Consider the following 16,150-nt stretch of genomic DNA (forward strand, 5'->3'; position numbering starts at 1 on the left):
AATATGCGCAATATGCACGAAATGATTTTAAGCGAGCCGAAGTGAAGGTGGGAAATGGTAGAAAGAGCTGAAAGTATTCAAGCAAAACTCGCGCGCGCCGGTTTTCAAGATTCGCTGCAGGCTGCGCGTTTGTTTACTGATCCGCTATTAGAAAACACGGATAAAGATTGGCTTTTGGCACTTCTCGGGGAAACTGCAGATCCAGATTTAGCACTGCTCGGATATGTACGTTTAACTGAAGCAGTTAATAATATCGGAAAACCAGCATCTGAAGTCCTCGCGCACACATGCCAAACTAAAACGGGGAGCAGTTTACTTTTCGCCGTTCTCGGCTTTTCCGCTGCACTTTCAGAGTTCCTCATCGCCAATCCCTTACTCCTTGAGATCTTTACACCAGCACAGATTGCGCACTCTTCATTGCACTGCACTCCAACGCAGGAGCGGGAGAAAATGTATTATGCGCTCGCGGAATATTTAGATTTAACAGCTGATATTATGCCGCACTTTGCTGCGGGGAAAACTGTAAATAAGAACTGGCAGATTCCGACTGGAAGTAGTAAAAAACTTTCTGCTGATAACTACAAGCGGGCTGTGAGCGCATTGCGCCGCTATTATTGGCAGCGAATTGCGCAGATTGCGGCAATTGATTTATCCGCGTTAGATGCAACCGAAATTTTCACAGATGTTTCGCAGGCGATTACCCGGCTTGTTGATGCTGTGCTCGACGGGGCTCTGGCAATTGCGGGCAGACAGGTCAGTGAATCTGAACGTATAAAATTTAGCATTATTACAATGGGGAAAGCCGGCGCCCAAGAGATTAACTATATTTCGGATGTAGATGTAATCTATTTAGCTGCTGAAAACAAAAACGAAACTGAAGCCGAATTAGAAAATGAATCCGGCAGTATCGAAAATAGCAAAAATGCTGATTCCGTTTTAGATGAAGCAAAGCTAATTGAAATCGGGACGAAAATCGCTTTCGAAATTGCAAAAATTGTTAGTGCTCCTGGGGAAGTGCCCGCACTGTGGGAACTTGATCCGAATCTGCGTCCGGAAGGGAAAGACGGTCCGCTGGTGCGCACACTTGATTCTTATCTGAGCTATTATCAGCGTTGGGCAAAAGGATGGGAATTTCAAGCTTTGCTCAAAGCACGTCCAGCAGCAGGAGATTTAACGCTTGGCTCAAAGCTAATCGCTGGTGTGCAAGAGGGGATCTGGAATGTGGCGCAGCGAGAGAGCTTTGTTGCAGAATCGCAGGCAATGCGGCGGCGTGTGCTTGATCTTGTTCCTGCAAAGGAGGCGCCGCGCCAACTTAAACTTGGGAAAGGCGGATTGCGCGATATCGAATTTACTGTCCAGCTGCTGCAGCTCGTTCATGGACGAACTGATGAATCTTTGCGGGTTTGTGCTACGCTCGACGGCTTAGCTGCGCTTAGTGATGGCGGATATATTTCCCGCGCAGACGCAGCGAAATTGGCGCAGTATTACAAATTCTTGCGGGTACTTGAACATCGGATTCAGCTTTATCGCTTCCGTCGTTCACATCTTGTACCGACGGCGCAGCTGCAGCTGCAGCGAATTGCACGAAGTCTGCGGAAAAGTATTCCGGGGATTTACAGCGGAGAAGATCTTGAGCGGTATTGGCAGCAGGTTCGCGGCAATGTGCGTGCCTTGCATTTGGAAATCTATTATCGTCCATTGATTCCGGCTGTAGCAAAACTTAGCGCTGATGATGCGGCGCTGGAACCGGAAGCGGCAAAAGCACGGCTTTCGGCAATCGGTTATCGCGACCCGCGGGGAGCTTTAATGCAGATTAGTGCGCTTACAGCAGGAATTACGCGCACAGCTCTCATTCAGCGGCATTTACTGCCGGTGCTGATTGGGTGGTTTGGTGCTGGAGCTGATCCGGATCAAGGATTGCGTTCATTTCGGATTCTTTCCGAGCAGATGGGGGCAACTTCCTGGTATTTACGCACATTGCGGGACTCCGGCACTGCAGCAAAACGCCTCGCGAAGATTCTTTCTTGTTCGAAATATCTTGCGCAGGAGCTTCCCAAACTTTCGGAAGCAATCTCCTGGCTTGATGACGATGCTTTACTTCTTCCGCGTTCTGCTGAAGAACTGCAGGAAGAACTTGATGCACTTCTTTCGCGGCGTACGGAACCATCTGAAATCGCAATGGCGGGGCGGTATTTGCGGCGAAAAGAATTGTTGCGCACAGCTTTAGCGCAAGTACTAGGCCTAATTGATGAACGGCAGGTGCAGAGAGTAATCTCAGCTGCCGGTGATATTGCAATTGCGGGAGCGCTGCGGGCAGCTGAATGTAAATTTCGGCAAAAATATTGTGTCTCCGAGCTGCCGTTCGAATTTGCTGTGATTGCACTAGGGCGTTTTGGCGGAAATGAGCTGAGCTATGCTTCAGACGCTGATGTGATTTTTGTCCATCGTCCGTTTTTATCTGACAGCGTTTTATCTCACACTGTTTTATCTGACAGCGGCGAAATAAAAACAAATAACGAAAATGTACAGCCGGCTGATGTCTGTGCAGATAGTTCGCGGTTGAATCCTGCACAGCTAAATATTACGCAGTCAGATAGTGCACAGCTCGATAATGATCAGCTTGCAATTGAATTTACACGTGATGTGCTGAATTTTCTGAACGATCCTGGCAGCGAGCCAACCTTTGAGATTGATACGAGATTGCGTCCGGAAGGGAAAAATGGTCCGCTTTCACGTTCCCTTGCAAGTTATGCTCAGTATTATGAACGTTGGGTGGAGCTTTGGGAACGGCAGGCACTATTGCGGGCACGTTTTTGCGGCGGCAGCACAGAGTTGGGGAAAGATTTTTGCAGCTTATCGATTCTTTGCGGTATCCCGTTAATGGGCTTAGTGAAAGTGAAATCCGGACGATTCGCACAATGAAGGTGCGGATAGAAAATGAGCGAATTCCGCGCGGTGTTGAATCGGTGCGGCATTTAAAGCTTGGCCCGGGAGGATTAAGTGATATTGAGTGGCTCGCACAGTATCTGCAGCTGATTTCGGCAAAAGAAAATGTGAATCTGCAAACTGCAAGCACGCTTGAAGCTTTAACTGCTGCAAGCACCGCAGGTTTACTTACCGAAACAGACAGTCAGGTACTGCAAGAAGCATGGATTCTTGCTTCGAATTTACGCGACGCAAATTTTCTTGGCACCGGCAGAGGGCAGGCTTCAAAAGTTGATGTGATCCCGCTCGACGTAAATGAATTTGCTGCCGTCGCGGCAATTATCGGATATTCTCGGGAACGGCGGAAAGATTTATATGATGATTATCTGCGTCTTGCGCGGAAATCCCGTGAGATTATGGTGCGGGTTTTCTATGGTGATAACTGAAAAGAGTTTTCAGGGATAAAACCTGCATTTAAAGTTATGTGTTACAAGAAAAAATGCTTGCGGACCAGCTTAAAACAAAAAGCTTGTATTGTTCCAACGAGCGTTATCGTACTTTTGAAAGGAAATCTTTCGTGCGCGGATGCTGCGGATTTTCAAAAATCTGCTCTGGTGCGCCAGATTCAACGACAATTCCAGCATCCATAAAAAGTACGTGGTCTGATACTTCACGGGCAAATCAATTTCATGGGTTACCACAATCATTGTGGTTCCGGTATACGCTAAGTCTTGCATTACGGAAAGAACTTCATCAACAAGTTCTGGATCGAGTGCAGAGGTTGGCTCGTCGAATAACATTAGCTGCGGATTCATTGCTAATGCGCGGGCAATTGCTACGCGTTGCTGCTGTCCGCCCGATAATTCGGCAGGGTAGTGCGAAGCTCTTTCGGAAAGCCCAACGCGTGCAAGTAACTCCCGAGCCTGGATTGCGGCTTGTTCTTTTTCTTTACCAAGCACATGAATTGGAGCTTCCATCACATTTTCAAGTGCATTCATATGCGGAAAGAGATTGAAGCGCTGGAATACCATTCCGATTTGTGCACGTTGGTGTGCAATCTGCTTTTGATTCAGCTCGTGGAGTTTGCCGTTTTTCTCGGTGTACCCAATTTGTTCTCCATTGACTGAAATTTTTCCAGCCTGGATTTTTCGAGCTGGTTGATGCAGCGCAAAATTGTAGATTTTCCAGATCCGGAAGGGCCGAGTATTGTGCAGACTGATCCGGTTGGCACATCAAATGAGACGCCTTTCAGCACATGCAGATTGCCGAAAAACTTATGTACGTTTTGCACACTAACCATTGGGCTGCAGGGATTATCGGATTGCATTGTCATTCCTAGAAGTAAAGCTATGCTGTGAATTTGGAAAATCTGGAGAATCTGGAAAATTAGGGAGTATATTCAATGAACGGATCACGGTAAATTGTTTCAGCGCGATTGATAGCTTCCTGCCTTGCGGTGCGCAGTTTCTTTGCCCGTTTTGTCTGCATTTTGCTGCCTTGATATTCCATTGTTCCTTTTCCGTAATACTGTTCGAGATAGTGCTGCCCAACCATTAGGATTGAAGTGATTACCAGGTACCAAAATGCGGCCACAAGCAGATAGGGTATTGGTTTGAAAGTTGAACGCCCAATAGCGTTTGTGAAATAAGTCAATTCAAGAGTGAATGGCACTGCAGTTACCAACGATGTTGTCTTTAACATCGAAATAGTTTCATTTCCTGTTGGCGGAATGATTACGCACATTGCCTGCGGTAAAACGATTCTCCGCAAAATTTGTCCATTGCTTATGCCAAGGGCTTTTGCGGCTTCTTCCTGCCCGGAATCTACGGAATTCAGCCCTGAACGCACGATTTCAGAAAGGTATGCACCCTCGTTTAATCCCAATCTGAGTACTGCGCAAATAAACATTGTGTGCTGCATATTTGCCAGCACTTTATAGGGTTCAAAGGTGAAGAAATTGATTGATGTAAAAGGGATTCCAAATTTTATTTAAACATTTCACGATGCTGTGCGGTAAAAGTTTGAATCGATTCAATCTGGCGTTCAACTTCTTTACGTGCCGGACCGCCGATTACTTTACGCCCATTTACGCATGTGTTTAATTCGAGCGCATCATAGATGTCGGTTTCGAAACTATCGCAAACGGCACGGAAGTTTTCAAGCGAGAGTGTTTCAAGTGTTCTTCCGCTCTCGATACAGATGTTCACAAGTTTGCCGACAATCATATATGCATCACGGAAAGGCATCCCTTTCCGGACAAGATAATCTGCACAATCAGTGGCGTTAATGAACCCATAAGCGGCAGATTTGCGCATATTTTTGGTATTTACCGTCGCTGTTGCAAACATTGCCCCAAATACTGGAAGGCACTGTTTTACGGTATCAATTGCGTCAAACACGGGCTCTTTATCTTCTTGCATATCTTTGTTGTACGCAAGCGGAAGTGCTTTCATTACGGTTAAAAGCGTGATGAGATCACCGTAAACACGCCCGGTTTTGCCGCGAACCAGTTCCGCCACGTCTGGATTCTTTTTTGCGGCATAATTGACGATCCGGTGGAGTATGCGTCGTCTAATTCAAGGAATCTGAATTCCCCGGTGCACCAGAAAATTATTTCTTCAGAAAATCGTGAAAGATGCATCATGATAATTGAAGTTGCGCTGATGAATTCGATTGCAAAATCGCGATCAGAAACGGAGTCAAGACTATTTTCAGTCGGTTTGCTAAACCCGAGGTCAAAAGCTGTAGAAAAACGGTCAATCGGGTAGGTTGTGGCTGCTAACGCACCTGCCCCAAGCGGGGATTCATCCATGCGCACTAAACAATCTTCAAGCCTTGTGATATCGCGGCGGAACATATTTGCGTAAGCCATAATATGGTGTGCGAAAGTAGTTGGCTGAGCGTGCTGGAGGTGAGTAAAACCGGGCATTACCGTATCGAGATGCGCTTCGGCTTTTGAAATTAACACTTCTTCAAGGTCGAGTATTAATTCGCGGATTGCAATGATTTCTTTCTTTAGGTGGAGCCGTAAATCGAGTGCGACCTGATCGTTTCTGCTGCGGGCTGTGTGGAGTCGTTTTCCGGTATCGCCGATTCTTGAGGTGAGCAGGCGCTCCACATTCATATGGATGTCTTCGTTTTCAAGTGAAAACTCAACCTGATCAGCTTCAATATCGTGCAAAATTAGCTGCAGCGCCGCAATAATTTTTTCTGCTTCTTCAATTTCAATAATTCCTTGTGCGCCCAGCATTTTTGCGTGTGCAATGCTGCCGGTAATATCTTCATGATACAAGCGTGCGTCGAAAAGAATCGAGGAATTGAAATCGTTTACGGCGGTATCGGTTTCTTTTTGGAAGCGTCCGGCCCAAAGCTTCATTATTTTTCCGTTCTGATGTAGTTGGGTTTGTCTTCGGTGAATCTTGAATGATTTTTAAAGACAAACCCAGCTTTTAGTTTTTTAATTCTTCAGATTATTCATTGTAATTAATTATGTAATTAATTATCGAGCAGACCCTGTGCAAGCATTGCTTGAATCTTGACTGGCAAGCCGTAGAGATTGATGAATCCCTGTGAATCCATTTGGTCATAATCGCTTTCGTCAAATGTGGCGATTTCTTCACTATAAAGCGAGTTTGGCGACCATACGCCTGCAGTGATGATATTTCCCTTGTAGAGCTTGAGTTTTACTGTGCCCGTCACTTTCTCTTGCGTCTTATCGACGAAAGCTGAAAGTGCTTCACGCAGCGGAGTGAACCATTGCCCGTTGTAAACAAGATCTGCGAAAGTGAGTGCAAGTTCTTCTTTCTTGTGTGCGGTGAGTTTGTCAAGCGTAACTGTTTCAAGTACTTCGTGAGCGCGGTAAAGGATTGCTCCGCCCGGTGTCTCATAAATGCCGCGGCTTTTCATTCCAACCAGCCGGTTTTCAACAAGATCAAGCAGCCCGATTCCATTTTCTCCGCCGAGTTTATTTAGCTCGGTAATGATTTCGGCGCAGGTTAACTTTTCACCGTTAAGAGCTGCCGGTGTGCCTTGTACGAATTCCAGTGTGAGATATGCGGGGAGTCTGGGGCAGTGAATGGTGAAACACCTAATTCAAGGAAACCTGGCTTGTCGTATTGCGGTTCATTGCCGGGGTTTTCAAGGTCAAGCCCTTCATGTGAGAGGTGCCAAAGGTTCTTATCCTTTGAATAATTGGTTTCACGGTTAATTTTGAGCGGTATATTGTGTGCTTCGGCGTAGTTGATAGCATCTTCGCGGCTGCGGATATCCCAGACCCGCCACGGAGCGATAATCGGCATATTCGGGGCAAAGGCTTTGATTGCAAGTTCAAAACGTACCTGGTCATTACCTTTTCCGGTGCAGCCGTGAACAATCGCATCTGCATTTTCCGCAAGCGCAATTTCGACGAGCCGCTTTGCGATCACTGGACGGGCAAAAGCGGTTCCGAGCAGGTAACCCTCATATTTTGCGCCGGCTTTCATGGTCGGAATAATGTATTCGTCAACGAACTCATCTACCAAATCTTCAATATAAAGTTTTGCAGCTCCGGTTTTTAGTGCTTTTTCTTCAAGACCTTCCAGTTCTGAGTCGCCTTGTCCGACATTTGCGGCTACTGCGATTACTTCGCAGTTATTATAATTCTCTTTTAACCACGGGATGATTACGGAAGTGTCTAGTCCGCCAGAGTAGGCGAGAACTACTTTCTTGATTTCTGACATATTTACTCCTTAAAAGCTTTTAGTATAAATATACGTTATTGTGTATATAATTCCAAAATTAAATAAAATTTATTTTGTGGCAATTGCTGCATGCAGCGAAAAGGAGAAAATAAAAGCCGCTTAACCTGCGGACGAACTCAAGTTAAGCGGCGAAAATATTTCGGAAGCGGTAAAAGTTTAAAGATCCCAGTAGAGCGCATACTCATATGGGTGCGGACGCTGTGCAAGCGGCGCAATCTCTTTCTCGCGTTTGTATTGAATCCAAGTCTGAATCAAATCTTCGGTAAACACATCACCTTCGGTGAGGTAATCATAATCAGCTTCAAGTGCGCGCAGCGCATCCTCAAGTGAACCTGGCAGCTGCTTAATCTGTGCATGTTCCGCTGGCGGAAGCTCATAAAGGTCTTTATCAATCGGATCATCTGGTTCAATCCGATTCTTAATTCCATCTATCCCCGCCATCAACTGCGCTGCAAAAGCTAGATACGGATTCGCCGACGGATCTGGAGTACGATACTCAACACGTTTTGCTTTCGGTGAAGATCCGGTTACTGGAATTCGAATACAGGCAGAACGGTTACGTGCAGAATAAACAAGATTTACCGGAGCTTCAAAACCCGGCACTAACCGGTGGAAAGAATTAACCGACGGATTTGTGAAAGCTAATAGCGAGGGAGCATGTTTGAGCAGCCCGCCGATGAACCAACGAGCCAAATCTGAAAGCCCGCCATAACCTTTCTCATCATAGAAAAGCGGCTCGCCATTCTTCCAGAGTGAATGATGGCAATGCATTCCCGAGCCATTATCTCCAAACAGCGGCTTCGGCATAAAAGTTGCCGTTTTTCCAGCTTGGAATGCAGCATTTTTAATCACGTACTTAAACTTCATCATGTCATCAGCTGCCGCAAGCAGTGAGTTGAAAGTATAGTTGATTTCCTGCTGACCGCCAGTGCCGACTTCATGATGTTCACGCTCAATATTTAATCCAACCTGTTGGCAAATAGCCGTCATTTCATCGCGCAAATCAGCAAGCTGGTCATTCGGCGAAACCGGGAAATACCCGCCCTTAATACGGGTCTTATAACCAAGATTTCCTCCGTCTTCTGCTTTATCAGTATTCCACCATGCTTCCTTTGCGTCGAGCTCATAGAAGGACTTTTGGGGTGAATCTCCAAAGCGAATCGAATCGAAAATATAGAACTCAGCCTCAGCGCCAATGTACGATGTATCGGCAATACCGGTTGAACGCAGATATTCTTCTGCCCGCGCAGCAATATTCCGCGGATCACGACGGTAGCTCTCACCAGTAAAAGGATCAACTACTGAACAATTAATCGCCAATGTTTTCCGCTTGCGGAAAGGGTCAAGAAACGCTGTTTGCAAATCAGGAATCAGCTTCATATCCGATTCATGAATTTCAGTAAAACCGCGAATCGATGATCCGTCGAACATCAATCCCTCGGTCAAAATATCGGCTTCGAATGCGTGGACCGGAATTGCAAAATGCTGCATTACGCCAGGCAAATCACAGAATCGAATATCAATAAATTCGATTTCTTCATTTTTAATAAAAGCGATAGCTTCGGAAACAGACTTAAACATCGAGCTAACTCCTTGACTTCACAAACTTATTTGCAATTCGAGCAAACGGGCAAACCGAAAGATTTTGCTGGAATCAACGAACGATGCAGGCATACATTGATTTTCTAATGTATATCATGCGTCAATTCCACAATTAGAAATTTTAGCGTACAAAACGATACAGTTTCGCATTTGCACAAATCTCGGACAATGCCAGCGCAGATACGGAAATGGGCAGACCAAGCTCCGGAAAAAGATGAGAACTTCAGCCAATACCTGCAGCAGTAAAGCAAAAATAAACAAGTTATTTCAGCAATCTATAATCCGGATTTTATCAGCTTTGGCTATTGTGCAGATACACTTGCGGGCTGAAGTCAGCCAATGTATCACACGCCGGCATTACTTCAACCCGCAGCAGAAATTTCTGCAGCTCACAAGCTGCAACACTTAAAATAATTCGCAAATTATCCGCGCATCGCCCGGCGATTTGCCCGGGCTTTCATCGGATCAATTCCCTTTGGAATCGGAAGTGAATTTGTGCGCACTGCGCTAAGGCGATTGGTTAGTGCAGCAACTTCTTGGTTCGTAATCTGTTTTGGCAGCTTCCGCATTGCTCGCTGCAACTTCGCAATCGGTACCTGCCCATCTTCCATCCCAACTTGAATTACGGAAATTGGTGCTGAAGGAGCAACACGTTTAATCGCCTGGCGTTCTTCGCGAATCAACTTTTGGATACCAGCTCCGGATCCTTCCGATACCAGCACTACTCCCGGACGCCCGACTGCACGAAAAACAAGATCTTTCGTCCGCGGATTAAAACGAACCGGTTCTTCTGAAATTGCCCAGCCGCGTTTGATTTGCCCCATAACTGCAGCGGAAGCGCCAGGCATATTCTCAATTTGCTTATAGGAAGCACGCTTTACTAATTCAGTAAGGAATAGCAGCGGACAAATTATCGCAAACATCAGACCGAAAATTAAGCTGAAAATCCAATTTTTTGTGAATACACCAAGGAGAATTGCGAGAACGATAATCCCAAAAATACTCCAGCCAGTGCCCAGCCGGTCCACGGATAGGTTTTTTGGATACGCGATATGCATCTGCAAGATATGACCACCAACGCTTCTTCTTTGGCTTCTTTGGTTTTATTTGTTTATCTTCAGACTTCGCCATTTTCAGAAATCCCCTTTAATTCCGACTAATTTTGCGCACAATTACTTCTTGAGTCTAGTTGAAACAGATAATTTGTGCCAAATATTTTCCGTCGGTTTATATTCCAGTTTGTTCGCGTCGGATTTATTTCGCACCATATTTCTTTGATATCTATGCGATCCGAACCTGTTAATTCCTGTTATTTTTTGATTTTACAAGAACCGCAATTGCAGTGGAAGCTGCCATCAGGAAACCTGCTGCAGCCGGTACATAAAATCCGGCATGGAGACTAATCTCCACTACTTGTCCGGCTGTAATTGATGCGATTGAAACACCAAGTACATTCATCGATCCAAGCGCTGTTACGGCTACAGCACTGCCGCCTTTTGGTGCGCTATCTCCAGCAAGAGTAAAGATTGCGACGGATGGCGGACCAATCATCATGCCTGTGATGAATAATACGATAATCATCATTGCCGGAGAGACAATCAACGAACAGACGGCTGCGCCGATACCTACGCCAAGTGCGCCGAAAATAATACGCCGTTCTGATGTAATATGCTTCGGAATAAACACTGCTCCGAGTGCGGTAAGTGCAGCGCCGAGCCCTTGGAACGCATAAACCAGACCAGATTTTCCGGCAATGCCAAGATTCTGCATAAAAGCAGCAAGTGCTGCTTGTATTGAACCGAAAAACATGCCCAGACAAAACATTGCTATCAGCGGCACAATCACTGCACGCATCACAACAAAAAAGCCTGGACGTATTTCACCCGGAGTAAGAACAACCGGTTTTGTCGCGTGCTTTGAAAGTGCAAACGGGATTACGCAAGTAATAATAATCACTGCTGTAACCGCAAGGGGCGCAAGCGGTGAAATTGCAGCTGCCATAATTCCGACGAAAGCCGGACCGAGCACAAAAGACAGCTCATCAATCGTTGACTCCCAGGAGAGCGCTGTGGCGAGCTGGGGAGCAGTATTCGTAATTTCATACCAACGAACACGTGCAAGCGCCCCAATAGGGGACGTTGTAAAACCGACGATTCCAGCCAGCACTGAAAGCAGCAGCAAGTCAGCGTAACCAAAATAAACCGTGCAGATAATCCCAACTATTGCGGTAAAACTAATCGGAGCTGCAATAAGAAGCGGCAGACGCTGCCCGTATTTATCAGAAATTCGACCGATAATTGGATTGCCGATACCGGTTGCGATTGCGTGTACGGCAGAAACAATTGCTGCATTCGCAACAGAACCTGTCACTACGGTCACTAAGGTCAGGATGGCGATGATATTCATTGCCAGCGGCATCCGCCCAAGGAAAGATATCACCATCTCACGCCCGCCCATTAGACGTGGTAAATCACGGTAATTACTGAATATCGCGAATATTGACCGACTTTTGCGCAAAAATCCCTCACTCAAATAAATAAACAAGATAACGGCGATACTGCGTTATCTTACTTGCAAGTAAACTCAAATAACTTTACCGAAACTTTGAATTAAAATTGCAGTTTAATGAGTTAGGTACCCCACCGTTGGAATAAATGCTCAACCAAAGTATTTCTGGTTTGCTGCTGCGCGTACTTGCGCTTGAATCTTTTCGTACAAGTCAGATGTTTCTTTTAAGAGATCTATTATTGAGCAATCTAAAGTGTCGGCTATTTGCAGCAGTGTGTTTAAACGCGGATTAGCGGGAGTGCGCGTCTTTCGATTCGCAAGACCAGCCTCAATTATTTGATAATGCGAACGGTCAATTGACGCCTTGTATGCGACCTGTTCTTGCGAAAGGTGAAGTTCTTCGCGGCGTTTTCGAATTGTTTTTGCAAGCGATTTCGCTATTAGTCTTTCAATCTCGCTATGTTGACTCATGATAAACATGTTTAAGGGGTTTCCTGCTTATTACTGCAGGGTATACCCCTCATCTCTGTGACTTTTGCAGAACTGAAATGAACAAACGAATCGAAAACTGTTTTGGGTTGTGCGGTATCGATAAAGCGGCATCGATAAGTATGCGGCGGCGAATTTATTTCATCAGATGTTTCACAAAGATTCGATGCTGATAACAAGAATCTTAGTTGGGATTAGTTTGCGGCTCCCGCTCCGGGAAAACCGAGTTGGCGCCAGGCTTCATATACAGCAATCGAAGCTGAATTGGAAAGATTTAGTGAACGACGTGCTGGAAGCATTGGAATCCGCAATAATTTAGTGATTCGGGAGTCATCTAGAATCTCTTGCGGCAGCCCAGTGGGTTCTGTGCCAAAAAGTAGAATATCGCCGTCGTGATATTTTTCCGCAGCATAGTTATTTTCAGTATGTGAAGTAAACGCAAAAATTCGGGCTTCACTGCCGAAATATTCTTTTGCAGCTTCCCACGAGGGATGAATCTGCAAATCTGCTAAATCGTGGTAATCAAGTCCGGCACGTTTCAGATGCGTATCAGCAAAATTGAAACCGAGCGGTTCAATTAAATGCAAAGTTGCTCCGGTGCAGGCGGCAAGCCGAATCGCGTTGCCTGTGTTTCCGGCAATTACTGGGTTATGAAAGACGAAATGCAGCATTCTAAATTAATTTCTTTCAGATTCGATTAACAAACGGTAAATTTCGCGGGTGTGCCGCGCAGCTTTTCCAGGCATCGCAAAACTCTGCTTTCGCGGTCGGCGGAAAGCAGCAAAACGAAAATTTTAATTTTGGTGGGTAACAGTAATCCTTGCGCGGGCGATTGTATGGAATAGCGCCGCAAATGCGGCGGCTGCAGGTGAAGTATTTTCGGGGTCGATTTCAAGACTCGGAACATCGAGAGCATGGACAGCGAAAATGTAGCGGTGCGGGCGGTCGCCAGCCGGCGGATTAGCGCCGTAGTACGAAGGTTCATTGATATCATTGCGGATATGCGTCGCTGGACCAGGCAGAAATAAATCAGATTTTCCGGCATTGAACGGCAGCGAGGTTACATCGCCAGGCACATCGATAACCGTCCAATGCCAGAAACCAGATGGAGTTGGGGCGTCAGGATCAAAGCAGGTTATCACAAAACTTTCTGTTTCCGGCGGGAATCCTTGCCAAAACATATCCGGAGAAGAGTTTCCTCCTTCGGCGAGTAGTCCGCAAGGCATCGGTTCCCCGTCGCGCATAATTTCACTGCGAAGTTCGAAACTTGGAACAGGAGGAAGCTGATCATATGGGTCTGGAGCAATTGGGCGTTCTAAATTCATATTTTTAGAGTATCCATTTGTGTACTTGATAGCTAGTTAAATGCTGCGCTTAATTTGTTTTAAATATCGCGGGAGCAGTTTCGCAATCAGGTTTCGCGGGTAATTTATTTTGCAGCATATTTATTGTTTTACAGTATCGGATTTTCCGACAATCAGCGTGTTGCCGAAAACAGCGAATTATGCATATGGGATTATGCGCTGATTTGCCGGCACTGCATCTGCACTGCTGACGCATCCGGATAATGCGGTATAAATGCGAAATATTCCGCAGATGTGATAATCGAATGATATTATGCAACGTCTGTAATGTCAGATTTCCCGCAAAATATTTTATTCTGAATTTTATCCAATTTATTTTTAGTGCAGCGGTGACTCGTAGTTCGGGTAAATCTTCGCAGCTGTTTTTGGAAAATGCCTGGCAGCAAAGAGGCTTTTCAGCTAATACCGAAGCGTGAAGAATAGCTGGGATTTTTTCACTATTCAGATACGCTTGAGAGCAATAAACGTGAAATGTTCTGATTTTGAATACGATGTTGGAGGAAAATTGCTCAACCCGAAGTTACTTTTTAAACTCGTGACGGTTGCCGGACCGGCGATATTTAAGATTGTCCGCAAATACGGACCGCAGCTGCGTGAAATGCATCAGCGCAATCCAGAAATGTTTCAGCGTGTTACCGGGAAAATCGGGGCGATTGCAAATGCCCGAAAGAGTGAACTAAGCCCGGAAAATCTTGGTAAGCGTGTTGAGATTCTCCGTGAGCAAATCACTTATCTTTATGCTTCTGCAAATAATTCAGAAGTTGCCGAACAGACGCGGAAATGGCGTACGGAATTAGCGGGGATTCAGAAATCTATTCCGCTTCTTGAGGCGATGGCGCAGAAAAATCGAAAAATTGAGATGAAACTGCTTAATGAACGGATTGATAAATTATCGGCAGAAATTATTGCCGCAAATATTGCGGATCAAGTCGAGGATGCAGAGCTTGACGATACCGGAAAAACAAACGATCGATTTTTCCGTGACGATACTGCATACTGAGCACACTGGGGGTGCTGCGCATACTGACCATGCTGGATATGCTGAGCATACTAGGGCGGGGAGTATTAACGGAGAGCGTTAACGGAGAGTGCTAAATCGTTTTTAGATATTTGCGGGTGCCTGATTTGAACTGCTCTCCGTTAGCTGGATTGCAGAATTAGTTTTCAATTAACGGAGGAGCAGTTCAAGTCAATTCGCAATTTATGTGAGATTAGTGCGAGTAATTGCGTTAATAGGTTAATCCAGACCCAGTGCGCGGGCGATATTCGGCGGAAAAAGTTTGGCCCTTTCAGCACTTTTCCATCTTCACGGTAGATAGGTTTCCCGTCTGTGCCAAGTTTTGAAAGATTTGAAGCTTGAACCTGCGCTAATACTTTCGCGAGCGGGATTCCCATCTCAAGCGCCATCCCGTATATAACGTAAACCAGGTCAGCCAGTGCGTCAGCAGTTTCGACGACATCACGGTTTTGATTGTCTAATTCTACTGCTTCTTTATACGCAGTTTCGATTTTTGTGCGGGCTTTCTGGCCGTAAATCGCACCTACTAATTCCGAGAATTCTTCAGCGATGAGATTCATCCGCATACCGACTCGTTCACGGCGAACATTTGGTCCATCTGCAGCAATCGGAAGATTGTAAGTTTTGTGGAATTCCCGTACAAGAGATTCGGGGTTTTCAGAATTTACTGCTGCTTTTTGCATATGTGCTCCTGAATCTATTAATAATTTTGCTAATTTTGATTTGCAGTTTCAAAAAGATTTGTTCTATCTAATGATAGACATGGGAGAGATGATATTTAACTTGCTGTAAATCACACTCTCCAAGGGGATGAGAATTGGAAAATTGTGAAGAAGGGTGATAGATTATTACCCGTTGCAAACGCAAACGTGCTGCGCGGGTGGCGGAATAGGCAGACGCGCTAGCTTGAGGTGCTAGTCCACATATTACGTGGGTGGGGGTTCAAGTCCCCCTCCGCGCACGTTTTAATGTCTCGCGAGATAGTTTCGGCTATGTCGCGAGACATTTTATTTTCAGACTGTGCATAGACTCTTGGGGCTTGGGCTATTTCGCCACCACTTACGTAGTCTCGTGCCCGTATCGTCGCCGACGGGTGTAGTCCTGTAGTCCGAAAATACGGAAAGTTCTTTTGTTTGGGTCCAGTTTGGTCGGTTCCAAGCGGTGTTTTTGCATAGCGGTCAGGTTTGATCTATACAAAAACACCGCTTTCCACCCCGAACAGACACCGGCTTTTTATTCCGCTAAGCCGAACAAATGTGAAGAGTCGTTAAAGTCGATTTCGCCACCAGTTCCGTGTGTTCGTGGGGATTTCGCCGTCAGTTACGTAGTCTCGTTCCTGTTCCGCTATCGTCTGGCGTATTCTCGCAGCTTGAAGAACCCAGAACACCAACAATTAACAACACGAGCAGCTTCCCTCTACGTAACTGGTGGCAAGAAGTGGAAAAGTTACGTAACTGGTGGCGGGAACTCAAGTTCCTTACGTAAGTGGTGGCAAGAACTCAGTC

The 16,150-nt window shown here is 45.8% G+C and carries 13 protein-coding genes, 1 tRNA gene and 3 pseudogenes; 4 read left to right on the top strand and 13 right to left on the bottom strand.

Annotated elements, in window-relative coordinates; translation table 11 throughout:
• Positions 1-54 precede the first annotated feature (54 nt).
• Both RQN30_RS00190 and RQN30_RS00195 read left to right on the top strand, forming a co-directional pair.
• A complete protein-coding gene (locus RQN30_RS00190) occupies positions 55-2,922 on the top strand; it encodes a bifunctional [glutamine synthetase] adenylyltransferase/[glutamine synthetase]-adenylyl-L-tyrosine phosphorylase (RefSeq protein ID WP_353060758.1) in 2,868 nt (955 codons plus the stop codon).
• Positions 2,919-3,371: a [protein-PII] uridylyltransferase family protein gene (locus RQN30_RS00195; RefSeq protein ID WP_353060759.1), complete on the top strand. Its 453-nt coding sequence runs from the start codon at positions 2,919-2,921 to the stop codon at positions 3,369-3,371. Before RQN30_RS00190 ends, RQN30_RS00195 begins: the two co-directional genes overlap by 4 nt.
• 103 nt (positions 3,372-3,474) lie before the next feature.
• On the opposite strand, the pseudogene RQN30_RS00200 reads toward RQN30_RS00195, so the two are convergent.
• The 12 genes and pseudogenes from RQN30_RS00200 to RQN30_RS00255 all read right to left on the bottom strand — a co-directional run bounded on the left by RQN30_RS00200 (position 3,475) and on the right by RQN30_RS00255 (position 13,588).
• Positions 3,475-4,252, bottom strand: a pseudogene (locus RQN30_RS00200) (amino acid ABC transporter ATP-binding protein).
• A gap of 59 nt (positions 4,253-4,311) precedes the next feature.
• A pseudogene (locus RQN30_RS00205) lies at positions 4,312-4,914 on the bottom strand (ABC transporter permease subunit); the annotation flags it as partial.
• The gene (locus RQN30_RS00210; protein WP_491608677.1) at positions 4,911-5,378 is read right to left on the bottom strand and encodes a hypothetical protein; all 468 of its coding nucleotides are present in this window, start codon (positions 5,376-5,378) and stop codon (positions 4,911-4,913) included. The gene RQN30_RS00210 and the pseudogene RQN30_RS00205, both read right to left, overlap by 4 nt.
• Positions 5,379-5,383: 5 nt before the next feature.
• Complete coding sequence (argH, locus tag RQN30_RS00215) at positions 5,384-6,301, bottom strand: argininosuccinate lyase (RefSeq protein WP_353060761.1); 918 nt, start codon at positions 6,299-6,301, stop codon at positions 5,384-5,386.
• Between the two features lie 119 nt (positions 6,302-6,420).
• Positions 6,421-7,017, bottom strand: coding sequence for an adenine nucleotide alpha hydrolase family protein (locus RQN30_RS00220; RefSeq protein WP_353061717.1), 597 nt, complete (start codon positions 7,015-7,017; stop codon positions 6,421-6,423).
• On the bottom strand, positions 6,921-7,643 hold the full coding sequence (locus RQN30_RS00225; protein WP_353060762.1) for an argininosuccinate synthase domain-containing protein: 723 nt from the start codon (positions 7,641-7,643) through the stop codon (positions 6,921-6,923). The genes RQN30_RS00220 and RQN30_RS00225 overlap by 97 nt, the downstream gene beginning before the upstream one ends.
• A 177-nt stretch (positions 7,644-7,820) precedes the next feature.
• Entirely contained in the window at positions 7,821-9,245 is a 1,425-nt protein-coding gene (glnA, locus tag RQN30_RS00230; protein ID WP_353060763.1) for a type I glutamate--ammonia ligase, read from the bottom strand.
• A gap of 443 nt (positions 9,246-9,688) precedes the next feature.
• Complete coding sequence (locus RQN30_RS00235) at positions 9,689-10,324, bottom strand: DUF4191 domain-containing protein (protein ID WP_353061718.1); 636 nt, start codon at positions 10,322-10,324, stop codon at positions 9,689-9,691.
• A gap of 241 nt (positions 10,325-10,565) precedes the next feature.
• The gene (locus RQN30_RS00240; protein WP_353060764.1) at positions 10,566-11,783 is read right to left on the bottom strand and encodes an MFS transporter; all 1,218 of its coding nucleotides are present in this window, start codon (positions 11,781-11,783) and stop codon (positions 10,566-10,568) included.
• Between the two features lie 141 nt (positions 11,784-11,924).
• Positions 11,925-12,254, bottom strand: coding sequence for a helix-turn-helix domain-containing protein (locus RQN30_RS00245; RefSeq protein ID WP_353060765.1), 330 nt, complete (start codon positions 12,252-12,254; stop codon positions 11,925-11,927).
• A gap of 203 nt (positions 12,255-12,457) precedes the next feature.
• The gene (locus RQN30_RS00250) at positions 12,458-12,934 is read right to left on the bottom strand and encodes a tRNA (cytidine(34)-2'-O)-methyltransferase (protein WP_353060766.1); all 477 of its coding nucleotides are present in this window, start codon (positions 12,932-12,934) and stop codon (positions 12,458-12,460) included.
• Positions 12,935-13,057: 123 nt separating this feature from the next.
• Entirely contained in the window at positions 13,058-13,588 is a 531-nt protein-coding gene (locus RQN30_RS00255) for a YbhB/YbcL family Raf kinase inhibitor-like protein (RefSeq protein WP_353060767.1), read from the bottom strand.
• Between the two features lie 505 nt (positions 13,589-14,093).
• Here RQN30_RS00255 and RQN30_RS00260 point away from each other — a divergent pair.
• A complete protein-coding gene (locus RQN30_RS00260; protein ID WP_353060768.1) occupies positions 14,094-14,627 on the top strand; it encodes a hypothetical protein in 534 nt (177 codons plus the stop codon).
• A gap of 237 nt (positions 14,628-14,864) precedes the next feature.
• Here the strand turns inward: RQN30_RS00260 and RQN30_RS00265 are convergent.
• Positions 14,865-15,334, bottom strand: a pseudogene (locus RQN30_RS00265) (pyrophosphohydrolase domain-containing protein); the annotation flags it as partial.
• Positions 15,335-15,519: 185 nt separating this feature from the next.
• Here RQN30_RS00265 and RQN30_RS00270 point away from each other — a divergent pair.
• Positions 15,520-15,606 (top strand) — tRNA-Leu (locus tag RQN30_RS00270).
• The last annotated feature ends 544 nt before the right edge of the window (positions 15,607-16,150 follow it).

The organism is Arcanobacterium hippocoleae (assembly GCF_040360365.1).
Classification (GTDB): Bacteria; Actinomycetota; Actinomycetes; order Actinomycetales; family Actinomycetaceae; genus Arcanobacterium_A; species Arcanobacterium_A hippocoleae_A.

Excerpts from the sequence above, each read along its gene's own strand:
- RQN30_RS00225 (WP_353060762.1), bottom strand. The coding sequence starts at position 7,643 with ATGTCAGAAATCAAGAAAGTAGTTCTCGCCTACTCTGGCGGACTAGAC.
- RQN30_RS00195 (WP_353060759.1), top strand. The coding sequence starts at position 2,919 with ATGAAGGTGCGGATAGAAAATGAGCGAATTCCGCGCGGTGTTGAATCG.
- RQN30_RS00190 (WP_353060758.1), top strand. The coding sequence starts at position 55 with ATGGTAGAAAGAGCTGAAAGTATTCAAGCAAAACTCGCGCGCGCCGGT.
- RQN30_RS00250 (WP_353060766.1), bottom strand. The coding sequence starts at position 12,934 with ATGCTGCATTTCGTCTTTCATAACCCAGTAATTGCCGGAAACACAGGC.
- argH (WP_353060761.1), bottom strand. The coding sequence starts at position 6,301 with ATGAAGCTTTGGGCCGGACGCTTCCAAAAAGAAACCGATACCGCCGTA.
- RQN30_RS00245 (WP_353060765.1), bottom strand. The coding sequence starts at position 12,254 with ATGTTTATCATGAGTCAACATAGCGAGATTGAAAGACTAATAGCGAAA.
- RQN30_RS00235 (WP_353061718.1), bottom strand. The coding sequence starts at position 10,324 with ATGCATATCGCGTATCCAAAAAACCTATCCGTGGACCGGCTGGGCACT.
- glnA (WP_353060763.1), bottom strand. The coding sequence starts at position 9,245 with ATGTTTAAGTCTGTTTCCGAAGCTATCGCTTTTATTAAAAATGAAGAA.
- RQN30_RS00210 (WP_491608677.1), bottom strand. The coding sequence starts at position 5,378 with ATGAAAGCACTTCCGCTTGCGTACAACAAAGATATGCAAGAAGATAAA.
- RQN30_RS00255 (WP_353060767.1), bottom strand. The coding sequence starts at position 13,588 with ATGAATTTAGAACGCCCAATTGCTCCAGACCCATATGATCAGCTTCCT.